General features: G+C 37.3%; 18 protein-coding genes. 17 read left to right on the forward strand and 1 reads right to left on the reverse strand.

Going from position 1 to position 17919, the window contains the following annotated elements; all coding sequences use genetic code 11:
- Nucleotides 1-181: 181 nt before the first annotated feature.
- Nucleotides 182-742: a phase variation DNA invertase MrpI gene (gene mrpI / locus QQS39_RS04435; RefSeq protein WP_151434435.1), complete on the reverse strand. Its 561-nt coding sequence runs from the start codon at nt 740-742 to the stop codon at nt 182-184.
- Nucleotides 743-1419: 677 nt separating this feature from the next.
- Here mrpI and QQS39_RS04440 point away from each other — a divergent pair.
- The 17 genes from QQS39_RS04440 (at nt 1420) to QQS39_RS04520 (ending at nt 17908) form a co-directional block, all read left to right on the forward strand.
- Nucleotides 1420-1947: a fimbrial protein gene (locus QQS39_RS04440; RefSeq protein ID WP_023581066.1), complete on the forward strand. Its 528-nt coding sequence runs from the start codon at nt 1420-1422 to the stop codon at nt 1945-1947.
- 83 nt (nt 1948-2030) lie between these two features.
- Nucleotides 2031-2591 (forward strand): fimbrial protein, encoded by a 561-nt coding sequence (locus QQS39_RS04445; RefSeq protein WP_285805460.1) that lies wholly within the window; start codon nt 2031-2033, stop codon nt 2589-2591.
- A gap of 21 nt (nt 2592-2612) precedes the next feature.
- Nucleotides 2613-5228, forward strand: a complete 2616-nt coding sequence (locus tag QQS39_RS04450; protein ID WP_196736014.1) for an outer membrane usher protein — start codon at nt 2613-2615, stop codon at nt 5226-5228.
- Nucleotides 5229-5283: 55 nt separating this feature from the next.
- Nucleotides 5284-6042 carry a fimbria/pilus periplasmic chaperone gene (locus QQS39_RS04455; protein ID WP_109373862.1) on the forward strand — a complete coding sequence of 253 codons (759 nt, stop codon included), beginning with the start codon at nt 5284-5286 and terminating at the stop codon, nt 6040-6042.
- A gap of 13 nt (nt 6043-6055) precedes the next feature.
- Nucleotides 6056-6601 carry a fimbrial protein gene (locus tag QQS39_RS04460; protein ID WP_109373863.1) on the forward strand — a complete coding sequence of 182 codons (546 nt, stop codon included), beginning with the start codon at nt 6056-6058 and terminating at the stop codon, nt 6599-6601.
- 11 nt (nt 6602-6612) lie between these two features.
- Complete coding sequence (locus QQS39_RS04465) at nt 6613-7098, forward strand: fimbrial protein (RefSeq protein ID WP_151434438.1); 486 nt, start codon at nt 6613-6615, stop codon at nt 7096-7098.
- 10 nt (nt 7099-7108) lie between these two features.
- Nucleotides 7109-7657, forward strand: coding sequence for a fimbrial protein (locus tag QQS39_RS04470; RefSeq protein WP_151434439.1), 549 nt, complete (start codon nt 7109-7111; stop codon nt 7655-7657).
- 21 nt (nt 7658-7678) lie between these two features.
- Nucleotides 7679-8506 carry an MrpH family fimbial adhesin gene (locus tag QQS39_RS04475; RefSeq protein WP_151434440.1) on the forward strand — a complete coding sequence of 276 codons (828 nt, stop codon included), beginning with the start codon at nt 7679-7681 and terminating at the stop codon, nt 8504-8506.
- Nucleotides 8507-8527: 21 nt separating this feature from the next.
- The gene (locus QQS39_RS04480; RefSeq protein WP_285805461.1) at nt 8528-8848 is read left to right on the forward strand and encodes a helix-turn-helix domain-containing protein; all 321 of its coding nucleotides are present in this window, start codon (nt 8528-8530) and stop codon (nt 8846-8848) included.
- 1946 nt (nt 8849-10794) lie between these two features.
- A complete protein-coding gene (locus QQS39_RS04485) occupies nt 10795-11322 on the forward strand; it encodes a fimbrial protein (RefSeq protein WP_151434441.1) in 528 nt (175 codons plus the stop codon).
- 100 nt (nt 11323-11422) lie between these two features.
- Nucleotides 11423-11983 (forward strand): fimbrial protein, encoded by a 561-nt coding sequence (locus tag QQS39_RS04490; protein ID WP_151434442.1) that lies wholly within the window; start codon nt 11423-11425, stop codon nt 11981-11983.
- Between the two features lie 20 nt (nt 11984-12003).
- Nucleotides 12004-14625, forward strand: coding sequence for an outer membrane usher protein (locus tag QQS39_RS04495; RefSeq protein WP_285805462.1), 2622 nt, complete (start codon nt 12004-12006; stop codon nt 14623-14625).
- 45 nt (nt 14626-14670) lie between these two features.
- Nucleotides 14671-15429, forward strand: a complete 759-nt coding sequence (locus tag QQS39_RS04500) for a fimbria/pilus periplasmic chaperone (RefSeq protein WP_151434444.1) — start codon at nt 14671-14673, stop codon at nt 15427-15429.
- 11 nt (nt 15430-15440) lie between these two features.
- Nucleotides 15441-15989 carry a fimbrial protein gene (locus tag QQS39_RS04505; protein ID WP_151434445.1) on the forward strand — a complete coding sequence of 183 codons (549 nt, stop codon included), beginning with the start codon at nt 15441-15443 and terminating at the stop codon, nt 15987-15989.
- Nucleotides 15990-16045: 56 nt separating this feature from the next.
- The gene (locus QQS39_RS04510; protein WP_416202678.1) at nt 16046-16492 is read left to right on the forward strand and encodes a fimbrial protein; all 447 of its coding nucleotides are present in this window, start codon (nt 16046-16048) and stop codon (nt 16490-16492) included.
- Nucleotides 16493-16502: 10 nt separating this feature from the next.
- Complete coding sequence (locus tag QQS39_RS04515) at nt 16503-17054, forward strand: fimbrial protein (RefSeq protein ID WP_285805463.1); 552 nt, start codon at nt 16503-16505, stop codon at nt 17052-17054.
- A gap of 20 nt (nt 17055-17074) precedes the next feature.
- Nucleotides 17075-17908: an MrpH family fimbial adhesin gene (locus tag QQS39_RS04520; protein ID WP_151434448.1), complete on the forward strand. Its 834-nt coding sequence runs from the start codon at nt 17075-17077 to the stop codon at nt 17906-17908.
- Nucleotides 17909-17919 lie beyond the last annotated feature (11 nt).

Below are 17919 nucleotides of genomic sequence, written 5' to 3' on the forward strand. Positions count from 1 at the left end.
CTTTTCCATAAAGAATATCTTTAATTAAGCATAAAAATGTTATTTTTATATTTGATATTAAATTGTGTTAATCTTTTTTTAATAAAAAATACAAAAAATATCTTTATTCTCATTGAAAAAATATAGCCTATTATAATTAATGCAATAATTCTCGAAAACTATTTTTATTAAAAAATAAATATTAATTTATTGTATCCCAAATGTGAACAAAACGTTTTGAATTGCTTGCGGTGTAGATAACGGTATGTGAAATATTACGATGCCCTAAATAATCTTGAATTAAACGAGTATCTCTACCTAAATCAGCAAGTGCATAGCCACAGGCATGGCGTAACATATGAGGATGAGGAGTAATGGACACATTAGCTTTTTTACCTAAACGGCGAAGTAATCCATATACTTGCTGACGCGAAATAGCGCCGGTTTTTTGCGATAAAAACACCCATTCAGAATCCGCTTCTCTCCATGTTTCCCTTTTTTTCAACCAGTTAACTAACGCTTCATATTCCTCTTCTATAATCGGCTGTGTGGTTGATAAACCGCCTTTTAAGCGCCTGACATAGAGTATCCGACTTTCTAAATCAATATCGCTTAAGGTTAAATTACATAGCTCACTTACGCGAAATCCATGTAAAAAACACATTAAAAACATACAGTAATCTCTTTCTGGATATCGTCCTTCCTTTGCTTGCTTCAAAATAGAATTAATCTCAAAACGTGTAAGAAACTTGCGCTGCTTCATTTTCATAACCTTTTCAATGAGATAACAAAGAACAAAAGTCAATTGATGCATCACTATAACAAGTAATATACATCAATAAAGAGTTGTATTTTTTTTATGCTTGTACTTTTACTTGTTCATTTTAAACAAGTTTATTGAAAGTTTATTTATTTTCAGAAAATGAAAGTGATTGATTGGAAAAGCGAAAAATGAGCATGGACAGGAATTTGGTTATCTTTAGAGAAATAAACAGAATACACCAAATTGTTTACTATTATTCTCTGGCTTTTCACTTAAGTCAAATTTAATGTCTATCACTTATTTTCATTTATTTAACATATTGATATTTATCATTATTTTAAAAAGCGAACACGATTGGTTACTTTGTTTAAAATCCAGAAATAAATTTTTTTACTTTTTTCACAAATTATAGTAATTGCACTTAGAATTATAAACTCTTTTTCCGATATTTAAAGTTTGATTATCTAAATGTGTTTAATTTCGAGATGAAAATTTTTAACAAAACAATTTGGTGTATTTTGTTTTGTTTTTAACGATATTTAATTTCGTTTTGGACGGGCACAGGTATACCAAAATTCAAAAACTCAATAAATGAGTCATTCAATTAGGAATAATCCAATCCTAATGAATTTATTATTTTTAATGTCTTCGTCCTTTATATTTTAGGAAACAAAAAGATGAAATTAAATAAATTAGCGTTAGTTCTTGGCTTAGGTTTATCTGTTGCTGCGGGTTCTGCATTTGCTGCTGATCAAGGTCACGGTACAGTTAAATTTGTTGGTTCAATTATTGATGCACCTTGTTCTATTCATCCTGATTCAGAAAATCAAACTGTTCCATTAGGTCAAATTTCGACTGCTTCATTAAAAGATGGTGGCCGTAGTAATTCTCGTGATTTTAAAATTACTTTAGAGAATTGCACAACAGAAACTTATAAAACTGTTCAAACAACCTTCACTGGTTCAGAAGATGCAGACATCTTAGCCGGTTCTTTAGGTATTGAAGGTATCGCTAAAAATGCCGCTGTTGTTATCACCGATGCGGGTGGCAAACAAATCAAATTAGGCACACCAAGTGCTGCTCAAACATTACGTGATGGTAATAACGATCTGAACTTTGCTGCTTATTTACAAGGTTCTTCTGCAGAAGCTGCCGTTCCAGGTGACTTCACTGCAATCGCAACTTTCGCGCTGACTTATCAGTAAGAAAAAATAAGCACTGTACAAGGATGTACAGCGCTTTATTTCCTGTGTCTATTTTTAACGATTTTTTTCTTACGGAGAAAAATATGAATCGCAAGATGACACCACTATGGCTATGCCTTATTGCCAGCTTACTGATAACAACAGCAGAAGCGAGTGATGTAAAACAAGATAAAAACATGCATCAGCGATTTGGGGTACTTAATCTTTCAGGCTCTATTTTAGAACCCTCTTGCACGATTGCAGCAGGAAGTGGTGAACAAGTTATTCCACTAACAACGGTTTCGATTCCAATGTTGGTGACTGAAGGGCAAGGACCTATTGAGTATTTTTCTATCAGATTAACGGAATGTACGCTAATTGAACAAAAAGGTCAGGAAGCGGACAACCCTCGTTTTATTGCAACGTTTGAAGGTCCCTCTAACGATAATGGCAATTTTGCACTTTCTGGTGAAGCGAGAGGTGCGTCATTAGCAATAGCGGATCGTTATGGAAGGCGAGCTATTCCGGGTAAGCCATTACCCCCAGTTAGTATTGACTCCAAATCAATGGCGTTACTTTATCAAGCGCGATTAGTCAAAAATAACGAAATACCAAAAGCTGGAAATTACCGAACAACGCTGCGATTTAAGCTGGAATACTATTAAATGGATCGGGTTGGATAACTTATGGTTAGAACATTCAAAACTGTTGGTTTAGGGACGGAAAAAAAGAAAAAACAACATACTATTCGGCCTGTTGCTGTACTGATCTATTTAATTCTTACTGGCGCTTCCAGTATTTCAAGTTCAGCTTTAGCAAATAGTGATATTGAATTTAATGCCGATATCTTAGATCTAAAAGATAAGCAAAATATCGACTTATCAGATTTCTCTCGCGCTGGGTATATTATGCCCGGCCGATATGAGTTTGTTGTTCGCGTAAATAATAATGAACTCCCTGAACTCTACAACATTAGCTATGTTGTACCAGCCAATGATCCTAAAGGTAGCGAAGCTTGCTTACCGCCAGAGTTGATCCATCAAATAGGGTTAAAACCTGAATGGGCTGAAAAAGTGAAATATCAAGATAACGGAAGTTGTCTTGATATCTCTTCTATTCCCGGCATGACGGTAAATGCAAGTCTGGGAAACGGCAATCTTATTCTTACTATTCCTCAAGCATATCTTGAATATTCAGCACCAAACTGGGATCCACCTTCTCGTTGGGATCACGGTATTTCAGGTGTGCTTTTTGACTATAACGTCAATGCTAACGTGACTGATCCCGCGAAAGGAAAACAGCGCCAACAAGTGACAGGCTTAGGAACCGTGGGTGCAAACCTTGGTGTTTGGCGTTTCCGTGCCGATTGGCAAGCAAGTTATCAGCATACAACCGGTCTTCCTGATAGTACTGAAAATAGTTGGAAATGGAACCAGCTTTATCTTTATAGAGCTATCACGCAGTTAGGCGCTCGCCTTGTGATGGGGGAGACTTATTCGCGTTCTGACATTTTCGATAACTTCCGTTTTACTGGGATTAACTTGTCTACGGATGACAATATGCTGCCACCTAACTTAAGGGGATATGCTCCTGAAGTAACGGGTGTAGCAAAAACGAATGCCAAAGTGACGATTAGCCAGCAAGGTCGTGTGATCTATGAAACTCAGGTTGCTCCGGGGCCGTTTCGTATTCAAGACATCAATGATGCAGTGAGTGGCAAATTAGATGTACGTGTTGAAGAGCAAGATGGATCTGTTCAAGAATTTCAAATGGATACGGCAAGTATTCCTTATTTAACACGCCCTGGCCGAGTGCAATATAAATTATCTGCGGGTAAGCCGTCGGATATGAACCGTAATACAGAAGGTCCTATTTTTGGTATGGGTGAATTCTCATGGGGGATCAGTAACGGTTGGTCACTTTATGGTGGTTCATTAGTATCGGGCGATTATAACTCAGTTTCTGCGGGTATTGGTCGTGACCTAATGGCACTGGGGGCTATCTCTTTTGATGCGACACATTCTTGGGCAAAAATTCCAAGTGATGACAAGCGTTATCACGGTGGCTCCTATCGAGTCAGTTACTCAAAACGTTTTGAACAAATAAATAGCCAAGTAACATTTGCAGGCTATCGATTCTCTGAACGTGACTTTATGAGTATGAACCAATACTTAGATCGCCGTTATCGTGGTGGTGAAGAAGATAACAATAAAGAGCTTTATACCATTATGTTTAGTAAGCAGTTCCCTGAATGGGGATTGAGTGCTTACTTAAACTATAGTCATCAGACTTATTGGAATAAGCCTAATAATGATAACTATAACTTGTCATTAGCCAAAACGATGGATATTGGTAGCTTTAAAAATATCAATCTCAGTCTGTCGGCGTTTCGCAATAAATTCAATGGCACCAATGATAATGGCGTTTATATGAATGTCAGTATGCCTTGGAGCGATCGCGCAACTATCAGCTATAACACGGTGATTAATAAACACGGTAATTCACATAATGTCAGTTATTACGATCGTATTGATGACAATAGTAGCTATCGTGTTGGTGCGGGTTTAAGCAGTAACGGTAAACCATCCGCCGATGCCTATCTCATGCATTACGCTGATGCTGCATTGGTCACGGCTAGTGCAAGCCATATTAATGGTGAATACACATCAGCCACATTATCACTACAAGGTGGGGCAACATTAACACCAAAAGGTGGTGCATTACACCGTACAAGCCGTACGGGGAGTACTCGTTTACTTGTTGATACCGATGGCATTTCAGATGTGCCAGTGAAAAGTATCGGCGCTATTACGCGTACTAATGCTTTTGGTAAAGCCGTGCTGCCTGATATCAATGATTATTACCGCAGTAGTGCCAGCATCGACCTTGATCAGATGCCAGATAACGCTGAAGCATTACGCTCAATTCAACAGCTAACCCTAACAGAAGGCGCAATAGGCTACCGCCACTTTGATGTGGTATCGGGACAAAAAGCCATGGCTGTCATTCGCTTACAAGATGGAACTTATCCACCGTTTGGTGCCAGTGTCACTACCGAGAAAGGGCGTGAGCTAGGTATTGTCAATGATGGAGGGAATGTCTATCTGACGGGGATTAACAGTGATGATGTATTGAGTGTTCGTTGGAATGGTCAAGAGCAGTGCAAAGTCCGTATTCCAACATTAGTTGAAGGATTATTTATGTCTTCATTACTACTGACTTGTGGTGATGGTACAGCAACACCTTCAACAATCAATCAAAGAACAGAACCCTTACCTAAACCTCAATTGATCACGCAATAAGGTTAGGAAAGAAGGGAAAGATAAAAATAATTTCAGACAAAAAGAGTAATTTAAAATGATGTTATCAAAGCGCTTATTCATTGTAACAACCACTTTATTGACTGGAATGGTCTTTACTAGTCAAGCTCTTGCTGCGATTGCTTTAGATAGAACGCGTGTCATTTTTAATGGTGCAGATAAATCTATTAGCTTAAATGTCAGTAATCAAAATAAAGAACTGCCTTACTTGGCTCAGGGCTGGATGGAAAATGAAAATGGAGAACGTATTGACAGCCCATTATTAGTTTTACCGCCTATTCAGCGTATTGAGCCGGGCGATAAAAGCCAAGTAAAAGTGCAGTCATTACCTGACATTGCCAAATTACCTCAAGATAGAGAAAGCGTTTTCTATTTTAACTTGCGCGAAATTCCACCTCGTAGTGATAAACCCAACGTGTTGCAAATTGCATTGCAAACACGAATTAAGTTGTTTTATCGCCCAGCATCGATTTATGCCACACAAACGGATCTCACCCATCCTTGGCAGGAAAAAATCACCTTAATAAAGAAAGGCGATCGCTATGAAGTGAATAACCCAACACCTTATTACGTGACATTAGTGGATGGGTTAACAGGATTACAAGGAAAAAGCCTTGATGGTTTTGAACCAATCATGATTGCCCCTAAAAGCACAGGAACGATAAATCTGCATACTTCTGCGTTTGGCGCATCGCCTGTACTCAGTTACATCAATGATTACGGTGGACGACCACAAATGAAATTCACCTGTACTGGCAATGAATGCAAAGTTACAGAAACATCAGCAGGAAACTAAATAGGTCTATTTTATGAAAATGGAACAGCGGTTTAGCCCAAGCAAAGCAGTGTTGATTCTTATTTTGGCAACGTTTACTGGAGGCCTAAGTTTTACTGCTGTTGCGAATTTACCCGCTAGAGCGGTGAAAGATGTTATTCCGGGAATTGTTTATATCAATATTTCAGGGAATGTCATTGCGCCACCGCCTTGCTTAATTAATGACGGCAAAATGATCGAAGTTAATTTTGGTGAGGTAATGAGTACTCGTATTGATGGGGTTCGTTATAAAGAGCCTGTTCACTACACCGCGACTTGCCAAAAAATGCCAACTAATGCCATGAAAGTTTATGTTACGGGGAGCGCAACGGGGTTCGATTCAAATGCGCTACAAACCAATATTACGGGATTAGGGGTGCGTATTCTGTATCAGGGAAACTTATTAGATTTAGGTAAAGCGGTAAATTTTACCTATCCCAACTTACCTGAATTAGAAGCTATTCCTGTTCGTGATCAGAATGAAAGCTTAGTGGGTGGTGATTTTGTCGCAAGTGGCACACTGCATGTGGATTATCAGTAAGAGGTCAGAAGATGAATAAATTAAAGTACCTATGTCTGATCGCATTACTGAATTCTTATTCTGTCATGAGTGCAGACGCACCTAATATGAAATTATATGGCACCTTATTAGTGCCACCCCCTTGTGTTATTAGTAACAACGAACTCATTGATGTCTATTTTGGGCACAACGTAGGTATTCATAAAGTAGATGGCATTAACTATACCGAATCGGTGAATTATCGATTGGTCTGTGATCCAAATTTAAAAGGTTGGGATTTAGGACTTTCTATTATTGGTCCTAAAACACAGTTTGATGAAGCTGCGCTACAAACCAATATTCCAGATTTAGGCATTCATCTTACGCAAGATGGTAAGCCTTTTAAATTAAACGAGCGTATTGCGATATCACCCGATAGCCCTCCCGTGATCCAAGCGGTGCCCGTTAAAAGACCCGGTAGCACTTTGCCTGAAGGTGCATTTGAAGTGTCGGCAACACTGCTTGCCGAATACCAATAGGAGCGTATTGATGAATATAAAAAGATTATCGATCCCGTTCGTATTGGGTCTTGCCATATTTACGGGAGCCACACCAGTCGCTTTATCAGCACCAGACAATATGCGTTTTCACGGCATATTAGTTGACGAGCCTTGCACCATAAAGCCCGGTGACGAAACCGTTGAGTTAGATTTTGGCAATATACCGGACAAAAACCTTTATGCGTATCAAAGAACACCAAGCAAGTTGTTTCAAATACGCTTGTCCGAATGTGATTTAACGATTGGTAAAAGCGTCAAGATCACCTTTAAAGGGGATGAAAATCAAGCCATGGCAGGACAAGGTTTTTTAGCGATTAGCCCAAGCAGTCAAGCGGCGGGTATTGCTGTTGGACTGGAATCTGAAAATGGAAATGCACTACCTGTTAATAAAGAAACAGACAAAATGTCATTAAATGCGGATGACACGATTTTAAATTTTTATGCCTTTATTCAAGGGGAGCCGGATGCGATTGCGAACCAATCCATTAAACGCGGTCCATTTAGTGCAATCGCCACATTCCATTTGAATTATGACTAATTATTAGGGTTGAGGTTTTATATGTCCATATTAAAGCGACTTCCGGCTTTATGTATTGCAATAGGTTTGTTGTTTTCAGCACCGGCAATGGCATCTATCTTTTCTTATATTACTGAATCGACAGGAACACCCTCAAATGCGACCTATACCTATGTTATTCAGCGTTGGGACCCTGAAACAACAGGAACATTAAACCCTTGTTATGGATGGTCTACTTGCTATGCAACGATTAACCATAAACATGATCTTGATGGGTCTGGTGGATCAGCGAAGCAAATTATTACAAGAATTGAGAAGTTGCGTACTTTGGCTGAAGTTCGAGAGGAAGTTTTAAGAAATATATCCTTTCCACTTGAAGGAAAAACAAATCACGTAGGACCTGCTTTAAATTCTAATCAGGAATGTGTGGGATTATTTTATCAACCAAATTCAAGTGGAATATCGCCAAGTGGGCGTTTATTACCAGGTTCATTATGTGGTATAGCGCCACCCCCTGTTGGAGCCTGCAAAATAACGGAAGGCGCAGTAAACCTTAATTATGGTGATATTGATGAATATAGCTTAGAAGGTGCTCAGCGTTATCAGAATATCAATGTTACTTGTAATTTAGCGATGAAAGTCATGGTTATTGCATCAGGTTCAGATAGCGGAAGAGTGCCTTTACGTTCAGACAACAGCTTATATGCTGATTTATTTCTTGATGATAATCCAGGTGAGACCGGCAGCATAATTAATGTTCCTGCTGGCGGCTCAATGCCTGTAAAAGTAAGTTCTACTTTACATACAAATGGTCGCGTTGCACCGGGCTATTTCTCTGGTTCAGGATCAATTATTTTAACGATGCCTTAATCATGATAATGGGTGAATATTATGATGAATTACGATTTTACAGATATTGATGTTAATGCGTTGGTTGGAAAACGAATTCAGAAAAAGCGTAAAGAATTAGGTTATACCGGTATGCAAATCGCTGAAAAAATTGGTGTAAGCCAACAGCAATTTTCTCGATATGAGCGCGGGATGAACAAGATAGATTTAAGTTACCTTGTTCTATTAGCCAACTATCTAAATACACCTATTTATTGGTTTTTTGAAGACTGTTTTATATCAAAATTGTCATCAGAAAATCAATGTACCGATAAACGAAGTAGCATCATTGCTGAAACGATGCCTGATGTTTTTTTATACTAATGCATATCGCTAAAGGATACTCAAACTTGGTGTTTTAGAGCGTATGCTTTTTCTTTGATTGATTACCAAATTGGTAAGGCAGGGAAACCCTGCCATTTTTTTATGCTAAAAAAACTAAGTTCTGTTAGCCAAACTCAAGTTATTGACATGGTGAATGGCAAAAAGGAAGGTATGGATAATCAATTTTTACTCTTTTATATAGAGAAGAAAATGGGTCATAAATATAAAATTGTCATTTTATGATGATGATAATTATCTAACACAGGTATTTTTCTTGAAATGTAGGATAAGAATACTCTTAAAGCGAGTATTTGGAGAATATTGATTTCTATTAGGTTGAAAATGCCTTTTTTTTATTTCATCGTGAAAAATATAAATAAAGCTAAATTAATTTATTAAATAAAGATGCTCTAATAATGATCTTCTTATTAAGATGTATTTAGCCGAATAATTAAATACTACTAATGTAATTCCCGTTTTTATTTAAATTATTAACTTATCATTATTCATCCGATAAAGGATTGTTTCTAACATATACCTTAAAACTTACTTCTTTAAATGAATTAACTATTCGAAAATGGGTTAAATCTATTCAGATAAAATAAAAATATTCCTAATTTATCGTAGGATTAAAAAAACACCAATATTCTTATTGAAAAAAAATTGATAATTAAAAAACAAGTAATAGTGATTAATATCTATACGCATTATCTGAGTAATGTTAAATTGATGCGTTCGTAATGTAAATAATGTGTATTTTATTGTGTTTCTGTTTGGATAAAAAAATGTAGTTCCTATGGGAATTTAATAATATGAATAAGCTAACAATGAAATTAGTAACAATACGTAAAATAGTCAATAATCCAATAAATAATTAATTTCAATTTTTGAAGTGGCTCTTAATAAATACATTAAAAATTTTACCCAAAAAAAGTGTAATTATTTTCAATCAAATGATTAGGTTTTTGGGTTTTTTTGAGAAAAACATGAGCGTTACACGAATTTCTTTTTTGAATTATCAGTCAGTTAACATGTAAGAGTGTTCTTAATCAAAAAATGCAAATTATACGAAAAATTCGTTTTATGACTTCAATTTCTTAGGTATAAATACCTATGTCAGTGTGTTAAATTTTTATCGAAATACTCTATTTTTGATTAGCCTATCTGTATAACTAGTTACAAATCAATTGGTTATGTTTTTTTTACTTTTTTTATATCGTTTATTGTAAAAGTACGTAACTATAAAATTTGTAACCATTAAATTTTTCATTAAATACAATTAGTTATATTTATTTGATGTTTTGTTTTTAATATTTACTTCCATTTAAGATTATCATCAAAAGGCGTTATTTAATGCGGTTTCTATATGAGAGTAAATAATGATGATAAATTAATTAACAAATTCGCTATTTTGATCTTGTTATAAATCAATATATTAAGTCTGACTTGTTTCATAATGTAAAACTTTTGTTATTTTGAGTTAAAATAAATAAATAAGAAAATATTGTTTAATTGACTATTACTCCTATTCGTAAAAAGACAGTCAGATCTTTTTACTTTAAATTTCGAAATGTCAGAATTTAAATCTTAAATATCTCTTTTTAAGAGTGCCAATTTAGTTTTAAAATCCATTTCAGTCATTTTCAAGAAGTAATGTTTTGTATGAAAATGTAAAAAATACACCTAATATCAGTAAATTAATAAAAATAGACTTAATGAAATAGGGGTAGTTTGACTTAAATAAAACCTGCGAGAATAATATGTCCAACTTGATACGCTTCCTTTATCTAATTTCAAAATTAAATATGAAATTGGCTGGATGAACTTTATCAAAATATAGAAACTTTATTTAGTGAGTCATTCATTTAAGCAATCTTCTTATATTGCTTATATTGAATTTTATTATTTTAAATATCTTCGTTCTTATATTTTCAGGAAACATAAAGATGAAATTAAATAAATTAGGTTTAGTTTTAGGTTTAGGCTTAACTGTTGCTGCTGGTTCTGCATTCGCTGCGGATCAAGGTCATGGTACCGTAGAATTTTGGGGTTCAATCATCGATGCTCCATGTTCAATTGATCCTAACTCAGGCGACCAACGTGTTCCACTAGGACAAGTTTCAGCAACTGCACTGAAAGATGGTGGCCGTAGTGTTTCTAATACTTTCAAAATTAAATTACTGCAATGCTCTACTGAAACTTATAAAACAGTTCAAACTACCTTCACTGGTGCTGAAGCAGCGGCTATTCTGCCAGGCTCTTTAGGTATCGAAGGTTTAGCGAAAAATGCAGCAGTTGTTATTACTGATGCTGGTAATACACAAATTAAATTAGGTGAACCAACAAAAGCTCAAACTCTTCGTGATGGTTCAAATGAACTGAACTTTGCAGCTTACTTACAAGGTTCTTCAACAGAAGCAGCTGTACCTGGTGACTTTACTGCAATCGCTACTTTCGCATTAACTTACCAATAATAGATGTTCTTTTAGGCCCTGTATAAGGACGTATGGGGCTTTATCTTTAGTTTTATTTTTAGCTGTATTTTTAATGGTTTATCTTATGGAGTAGAAAACAATGAATCGCAAGATAGTGCCACTATTATTACTTGTTACAACAGGGCTATTTGTTAAGCCTGTAATGGCAGTGACCGATATAAAACAAGATGTGAAATCACATCAGCGATTCGGCGTGGTTAGTCTACAAGGTTCTATATTAGAGCCAACATGCACTATCTCGGCAGGAAGTCGAGAGCAAGTTATCTCTTTGAGTACCGTATCTATTCCGACCTTAGCTGTTGAAGGCCAAGGACCTATTGAATATTTCTCTATTCGATTAACAGAATGTTCTCTTGTTGATCAAAAAGGTACACAAGCTGAACGTCCTCGTTTTATTGCTACTTTTGAAGGCCCCGCACAGAACGGATTATTCCAACTTTTCGGCGATGCTAAAGGTGCTTCGTTAGCTATTGCTGACCGTTACGGAAGATTGGCAACACCGGGGAAGCCTTTACCTCCTGTGGATATTGATACCAAATCGTTGTCTTTGTTGTATCAAGCAAGGCTTGTTAAAAATAACGACATTCCACGAGCAGGTAATTATCAAGCAACCCTGCGTTTTAAACTCGAATATTATTAAATGGATTGGTTGGATTATTTATGGCTAAATCATTCAAAACTGCTTCAAGAAAAGCAGAAAAAAAGAGTAATCAGCATACAATTCGACCTGTAGCGGCACTGATCTATTTAATTATTGCTGGTATGGCGAGTGCCTCTAATATGGCATTTGCAGCCGGTGATATCGAGTTTAACTCTGATATTCTTGATCTAAAAGATAAACAAAACATTGATTTATCAGACTTTTCTCGTGCCGGCTATATTATGCCTGGCAAGTATGAATTTATTGTTAAAGTTAACAATAATGAATTACCCGATCTCTATACGATTAATTATATTGTTCCCGACAATGATCCTAAAGCGAGTATTCCTTGTATTCCTCGTGAATTAGTCAATCAATTTACGTTAAAACCTGAATGGCTCAAAGCGGTAACTTGGAAAGATGGCGGTGCCTGTCTTGATGAGTCATCAATACCCGGTATGACAACAAGTACTAACTTAGGTGCAGGTAGTTTTATTGTGACTATTCCTCAAGCCTATGTTGAGTACGCAACCGAAGATTGGGACCCACCATCTCGTTGGGATGAAGGTATTTCAGGGCTTCTTTTTGACTATAACCTGAATGCTAATGTGACCGATCCTGCTAATGGTAAGCAAAGACAACAAGTTACGGGAAGTGGTACTGCGGGTGCTAACTTAGGTGTATGGCGTTTTCGTGCTGATTGGCAAGCAAGCTATCAACACACAACAGGCGTGAATGGTAGTACTGAAAATGATTGGGATTGGAGTCAATATTATCTTTATAGAGCAATAACCCAGTGGGGCGCTCGCCTTGTTATGGGTGAGACTTATTCACGCTCTGACATTTTTGATAACTTCCGTTTTACGGGTATTAGTTTATTAACAGATGACCAGATGTTGCCTCCTAATTTAAGAGGTTATGCACCTGAAGTCACTGGTGTTGCAAAGTCGAACGCTAAGGTGACGATCAGCCAGCAAGGCCGTGTGATCTATGAAACACAGGTCGCACCGGGTCCATTCCGTATTCAAAATCTTAATGATGCCGTCAGCGGTAAGCTAGATGTTCGTGTTGAAGAGCAAGATGGTTCGGTACAAGAATACCAAATGGATACGGCAAGTATCCCTTATTTAACACGTCCGGGTCGAGTGCAATATAAATTATCAGCAGGTAAACCTTCTAATATAGACCACAAGACAGAAGGACCCAGTTTTGCAATGGGTGAGTTTTCATGGGGGGTATCAAATGGTTGGTCACTCTATGGCGGTTCATTAGTTGCTGGCGATTACAATTCTGTTTCTTTAGGTATTGGTCGTGACTTGATGGTATTAGGGGCTATTTCATTTGATGCGACACACTCTTGGGCAAAAATTCCAAATGATGATAAACGCTATCATGGAGGCTCTTATCGAGTCAGTTACTCTAAACGTTTTGAAGCTATTAATGGTCAGGTGACTTTCGCCGGCTACCGCTTCTCAGAACGTGACTTTATGAGTATGGAGCAATATTTAGATCGTCGTTATCGTGATAACAACCGCGATAATAATAAAGAGCTTTATACGATAACATTAAGTAAGCAATTCCCTGATTTAGGCTTAAGTGCTTATCTTAACTATAACCACCAAACTTATTGGAATAAGCCTAATAACGATTATTACAACTTATCTTTATCTAAATTTATGGATATCGGTAGTTTTAAAAATATTAATTTAAATTTATCTGCTTACCGCAATAAATTTAATGGCACCAATGATGATGGTGTTTATTTTAATGTCAGTATGCCTTGGAGTGATAAAGCGACAATTAGCTATAACACTGTAATTAATAAGAATGGTAATTCACATAATGTGAGCTATTTTGATCGCCTCGATGACAATAATAACTATCGCTTAGGTGCTGGTTTAAGTAGCCGTGGTCGTCCTTCTGCTGATGCTTATTATACGCGTTATGGTGATACAGCACTGGTAACAGCAAGTGCGAGCCATATTCAAGGTGAAAATACTTCAGCATCACTTTCTCTACAAGGTGGCGCGACGTTAACAGCAAAAGGCGGTGCATTCCATCGTACTGCAATGCCAGGCGCTGCGCGTTTATTAGTTGATACTAATGGGGTCTCTGGAGTACCAATTAGAAGTTTAGGGGCGGTAAGCCATACTAACTATTTTGGTAAAGCGGTACTTCCAGATATCAATAATTACTATCGGAGTAGTGCAACAATTGATTTAGATAAATTACCTGATGATGTTGATGCCGTGCGTTCAATTCAACAATTAACCCTGACTGAAGGGGCAATAGGTTACCGTGAGTTTGACGTTATTTCAGGGCAAAAAGCGATGGCGATTGTCCGCTTGAAAGACGGTAGTTATCCACCATTTGGCGCTAGCATTACTACAGAAAAAGGACGAGAACTCGGCATCGTGAATGATAGCGGTAATGTTTATCTAAGCGGAATAAACTCCGGTGATATTTTAGATGTACGTTGGAGTGGTAAAAAACAGTGCGAAGTACAAGTACCTCAATTAGATGAAGGCATCTTTATTTCTTCACTATTATTAACATGTGGAAGCACTCCATCAATCTCTTATTCAGCACAAGAGAGAACCGAATCACCATCTCAGCCACAATTAGTCAAAACTGAAGGTTGAGAAGGGAAAAATTAAACGATTTTATAAACAAAAGAGTAATTAAAGATGATGTTATTAAAGCGCTCATTCATTGTAGCAACCACATTATTGACGGGTATGGTATTTACTCAACAAGCTATTGCTGCGATTGCATTGGATAGAACTCGTGTCATTTTTAATGGAGCAGATAAATCAATTAGCCTTAATGTCAGTAATCAAAATAAAGATCTGCCTTATTTAGCACAAGGTTGGATGGAAGATGTCAATGGGCAAAAAGTGGAAAGCCCATTAATCGTTCTGCCGCCTATTCAGCGTATTGAACCAGGTGATAAAAGCCAGATAAAAATACAAGGATTACCTGATGTCGCTAAATTACCTCAAGATAGGGAAAGCGTGTTCTATTTTAACCTACGTGAAATTCCACCACGTAGTGATAAACCCAATGTACTGCAAATTGCATTACAAACACGGATCAAATTGTTTTATCGCCCTACTGCGATTTATGCAACACAAACGGATTTAACAAACCCGTGGCAGGAAAAGATCACCTTAACGAAAAAAGGGGATATCTATCAGGTTAATAATCCAACGCCTTACTTTGTGACAATTGTCGATGGGTTAACTGGATTAAAAGGTGAAAGTATCTCTGGATTTATGCCTGTCATGGTTGATCCAAAAGGTAGTGCGGATCTTAATTTGAAAGCCTCCACACTTGGCGCATCACCCGTATTAAGTTATATCAACGATTATGGTGGACGTCCTCGTTTGAAATTTAGCTGTAGCGGTAATGAATGCAAGGTTGTAGAAACAGCAATCGGAAATTAATAGGTTTATTTATGGATATGGAACAGCGGTTTAACACAAGCAAAGCAGTGTTGATTTTATTAATGACAACATTTACTGGTGTCCTGAGTTCAGCTGCTGTTGCAAATACACCACCTACAGCGAGAGCGGGTAGCACTATACCTGGGATTGTATATGTCTATATCACCGGTAATGTTATCGCTCCACCACCTTGTGTTATCAATGGGGGTAAGACGATTGAGGTTGATTTTGGTGAAGTCATGAGTACGCGTATTGATGGCGTTAATTACAAAAAGCCTATTACCTATAGTGCTGAATGTAGAAAAATGCCAACAAATACAATGAAAGTCTCTATTTCTGGAAGTGGTACAGGGTTTGATTCAAATGCCTTGAGTACAAACATTACAGGGTTAGGGGTGCGTCTTCTTTATCAAAATAAATTATTGAGATTGGGGCAAGAAGTGAATTTTACTTACCCTAACTTTCCTCAATTTGAGGCAATTCCTGTGCGTGATTACTCTGCATCATTAACAGGTGGTGATTTTTACGCTACTGCAACACTTCGGGTCGAATATCAGTAAGGAGTCAGTACATGCTTATTAATTTAAAAAAGGTTTGTCTGACAACATTACTTATAATGTCGCCTTTATTTGTCAGTGCGGATGAACCGAATATGAAATTATTTGGAACATTATTAATTCCGCCTCCTTGTGTGATTGAAAATAACAACTTAATTGAAGTTTATTTTGGCCATAATGTTGGTATTCATAGAGTTGATGGAATTAATTACACCCAACCCGTGAATTACAGATTAAAGTGCGATCCAAATATAAAAGGCTGGGATCTGGGGCTTTCAATTATTGGCCCTAAAAGTCAGTTTGATGATGCTGGATTACAAACCAATATTACAGACTTAGCGATTCATATGACTCGAAATGGTGAGCCTTTTATTTTAAATGAGCGCTTTACTATATCGCCGGATAAGCCACCTATTATTCAAGCCGTTCCAGTGAAAAAACCAGGAAGCACATTAGTAGAAGGTCCATTTGAAGTAACAGCAACGTTGCTCGCAGAATATCAATAGGAGTGTGAAAATGAAGCTTAAAACATTACCGCTTCCTGCTATTTGCGGGCTTTCGCTTCTAATAGGAATATTTACAACAGCTAATGCAGCACCGAATAATATGCGACTTTATGGCACATTAGTTGATGAACCTTGTGTGATAAGACCTGGCGATGAAACCATCTCTCTAGAATTTGGTAATGTGCCAGATAAAACGTTTTATATTGGCGCGGGTAGAACAAATAGCCAAAATTTTCAAATTCATTTATCAGAATGTGACCTTTCTATTAATAAAAAGGTAAGAGTGACATTTAGTGGTGCTGAAAATCAGGCAATGGTTGGGCAAGGTTTTCTTGCATTAAGTACAGGAAGTCAAGCTGAAGGTATTGCCATTGGATTAGAAAACTCTGATGGTAGTCCACTGCGGATTAATCAGGAAACAAGCAATATTGCCTTAAATTCAGGGGATTCTATTTTAAGGTTCCGCGCATTTATACAAGCCGAGCCTAATGCTATTGCGAATGAATCAATAAAACGAGGTCGTTTTAGTGCTATAGCTACATTCCACCTGAATTATGATTAATTATTAAGATTGAGGTTAATATGTTTACCCCAAAACGATTATCAGCATTATGTTTATTTAGTGTGATGATGCTCTTTTCTGCATCATCAATGGCTTCTATTTTTTCTTACATTACGGAATCTAAAGTTCTTTCTTCTTCTTCTGCAAATTATACGTTTATTATTCAACGTTGGGACCCTGAAACAACGATGACGTTGAACCCTTGTTATGGTGGCGCATCTTGTAAAATTACGATTAATCATAGGCATAATGCATCAGGACAAGGTGGGGCAGCGACAAGAACAATTTTAACCGGAGCGCAAAAGTATCGCACTATGGCAGAATTGCGTGAAGCGGTTATGCGAGTACAAACTTTTCCTACATCGCCTGCGGTAGCTCATCACTCAGGGGTGCCCAACAGTGAAATTCAAGAGTGTGTTGGTTTATTCTATGAAACTGGATCAACAAAGTTATTACTTCCGGGATCTATGTGTGGTATTGCACCACCTCCTGCTGGGGCTTGCGAGATAATTGATGGCTCTGTCAACCTTAGCTATGGCGATATTGATGAAGACAGACTAGGTGACTCAACACAGAATAAACGATCACAAACCGTTCGAGTGACATGTAATAAAGATTTATACGTTGTTATGTATGCCTCATCTCTCGATGGCCCAAATGTCAGATTACGCCCAGACGGTAGCCTATACGCGGATTTATATCTTAATAATAATCCCGGTGAAACGGGCGAGAAAGTTTTCGTACCTGCAGGGAGAGCGACACCCGTAGTGGTTAGCTCGGTATTACGTCCTTATGGTCGAGTTGCTCCGGGTTCATTTTCTGGGGTGGGCACATTAATTTTGGCAATGCCTTAATATAAACGAAG

Source organism: Proteus appendicitidis (assembly GCF_030271835.1).
GTDB classification, from domain to species: Bacteria; Pseudomonadota; Gammaproteobacteria; order Enterobacterales; family Enterobacteriaceae; genus Proteus; species Proteus appendicitidis.

What these genes read in the sequence shown, in the direction of transcription:
- QQS39_RS04465 (WP_151434438.1), top strand. Translation starts at nt 6,613, where the DNA reads ATGAATAAATTAAAGTACCTATGTCTGATCGCATTACTGAATTCTTAT.
- QQS39_RS04505 (WP_151434445.1), top strand. Translation starts at nt 15,441, where the DNA reads ATGGATATGGAACAGCGGTTTAACACAAGCAAAGCAGTGTTGATTTTA.
- mrpI (WP_151434435.1), bottom strand. Translation starts at nt 742, where the DNA reads ATGAAGCAGCGCAAGTTTCTTACACGTTTTGAGATTAATTCTATTTTG.
- QQS39_RS04485 (WP_151434441.1), top strand. Translation starts at nt 10,795, where the DNA reads ATGAAATTAAATAAATTAGGTTTAGTTTTAGGTTTAGGCTTAACTGTT.
- QQS39_RS04475 (WP_151434440.1), top strand. Translation starts at nt 7,679, where the DNA reads ATGTCCATATTAAAGCGACTTCCGGCTTTATGTATTGCAATAGGTTTG.
- QQS39_RS04480 (WP_285805461.1), top strand. Translation starts at nt 8,528, where the DNA reads ATGATGAATTACGATTTTACAGATATTGATGTTAATGCGTTGGTTGGA.
- QQS39_RS04460 (WP_109373863.1), top strand. Translation starts at nt 6,056, where the DNA reads ATGAAAATGGAACAGCGGTTTAGCCCAAGCAAAGCAGTGTTGATTCTT.
- QQS39_RS04445 (WP_285805460.1), top strand. Translation starts at nt 2,031, where the DNA reads ATGAATCGCAAGATGACACCACTATGGCTATGCCTTATTGCCAGCTTA.
- QQS39_RS04510 (WP_416202678.1), top strand. Translation starts at nt 16,046, where the DNA reads ATGTCGCCTTTATTTGTCAGTGCGGATGAACCGAATATGAAATTATTT.
- QQS39_RS04455 (WP_109373862.1), top strand. Translation starts at nt 5,284, where the DNA reads ATGATGTTATCAAAGCGCTTATTCATTGTAACAACCACTTTATTGACT.
- QQS39_RS04490 (WP_151434442.1), top strand. Translation starts at nt 11,423, where the DNA reads ATGAATCGCAAGATAGTGCCACTATTATTACTTGTTACAACAGGGCTA.
- QQS39_RS04500 (WP_151434444.1), top strand. Translation starts at nt 14,671, where the DNA reads ATGATGTTATTAAAGCGCTCATTCATTGTAGCAACCACATTATTGACG.
- QQS39_RS04470 (WP_151434439.1), top strand. Translation starts at nt 7,109, where the DNA reads ATGAATATAAAAAGATTATCGATCCCGTTCGTATTGGGTCTTGCCATA.
- QQS39_RS04440 (WP_023581066.1), top strand. Translation starts at nt 1,420, where the DNA reads ATGAAATTAAATAAATTAGCGTTAGTTCTTGGCTTAGGTTTATCTGTT.
- QQS39_RS04495 (WP_285805462.1), top strand. Translation starts at nt 12,004, where the DNA reads ATGGCTAAATCATTCAAAACTGCTTCAAGAAAAGCAGAAAAAAAGAGT.
- QQS39_RS04520 (WP_151434448.1), top strand. Translation starts at nt 17,075, where the DNA reads ATGTTTACCCCAAAACGATTATCAGCATTATGTTTATTTAGTGTGATG.
- QQS39_RS04450 (WP_196736014.1), top strand. Translation starts at nt 2,613, where the DNA reads ATGGTTAGAACATTCAAAACTGTTGGTTTAGGGACGGAAAAAAAGAAA.
- QQS39_RS04515 (WP_285805463.1), top strand. Translation starts at nt 16,503, where the DNA reads ATGAAGCTTAAAACATTACCGCTTCCTGCTATTTGCGGGCTTTCGCTT.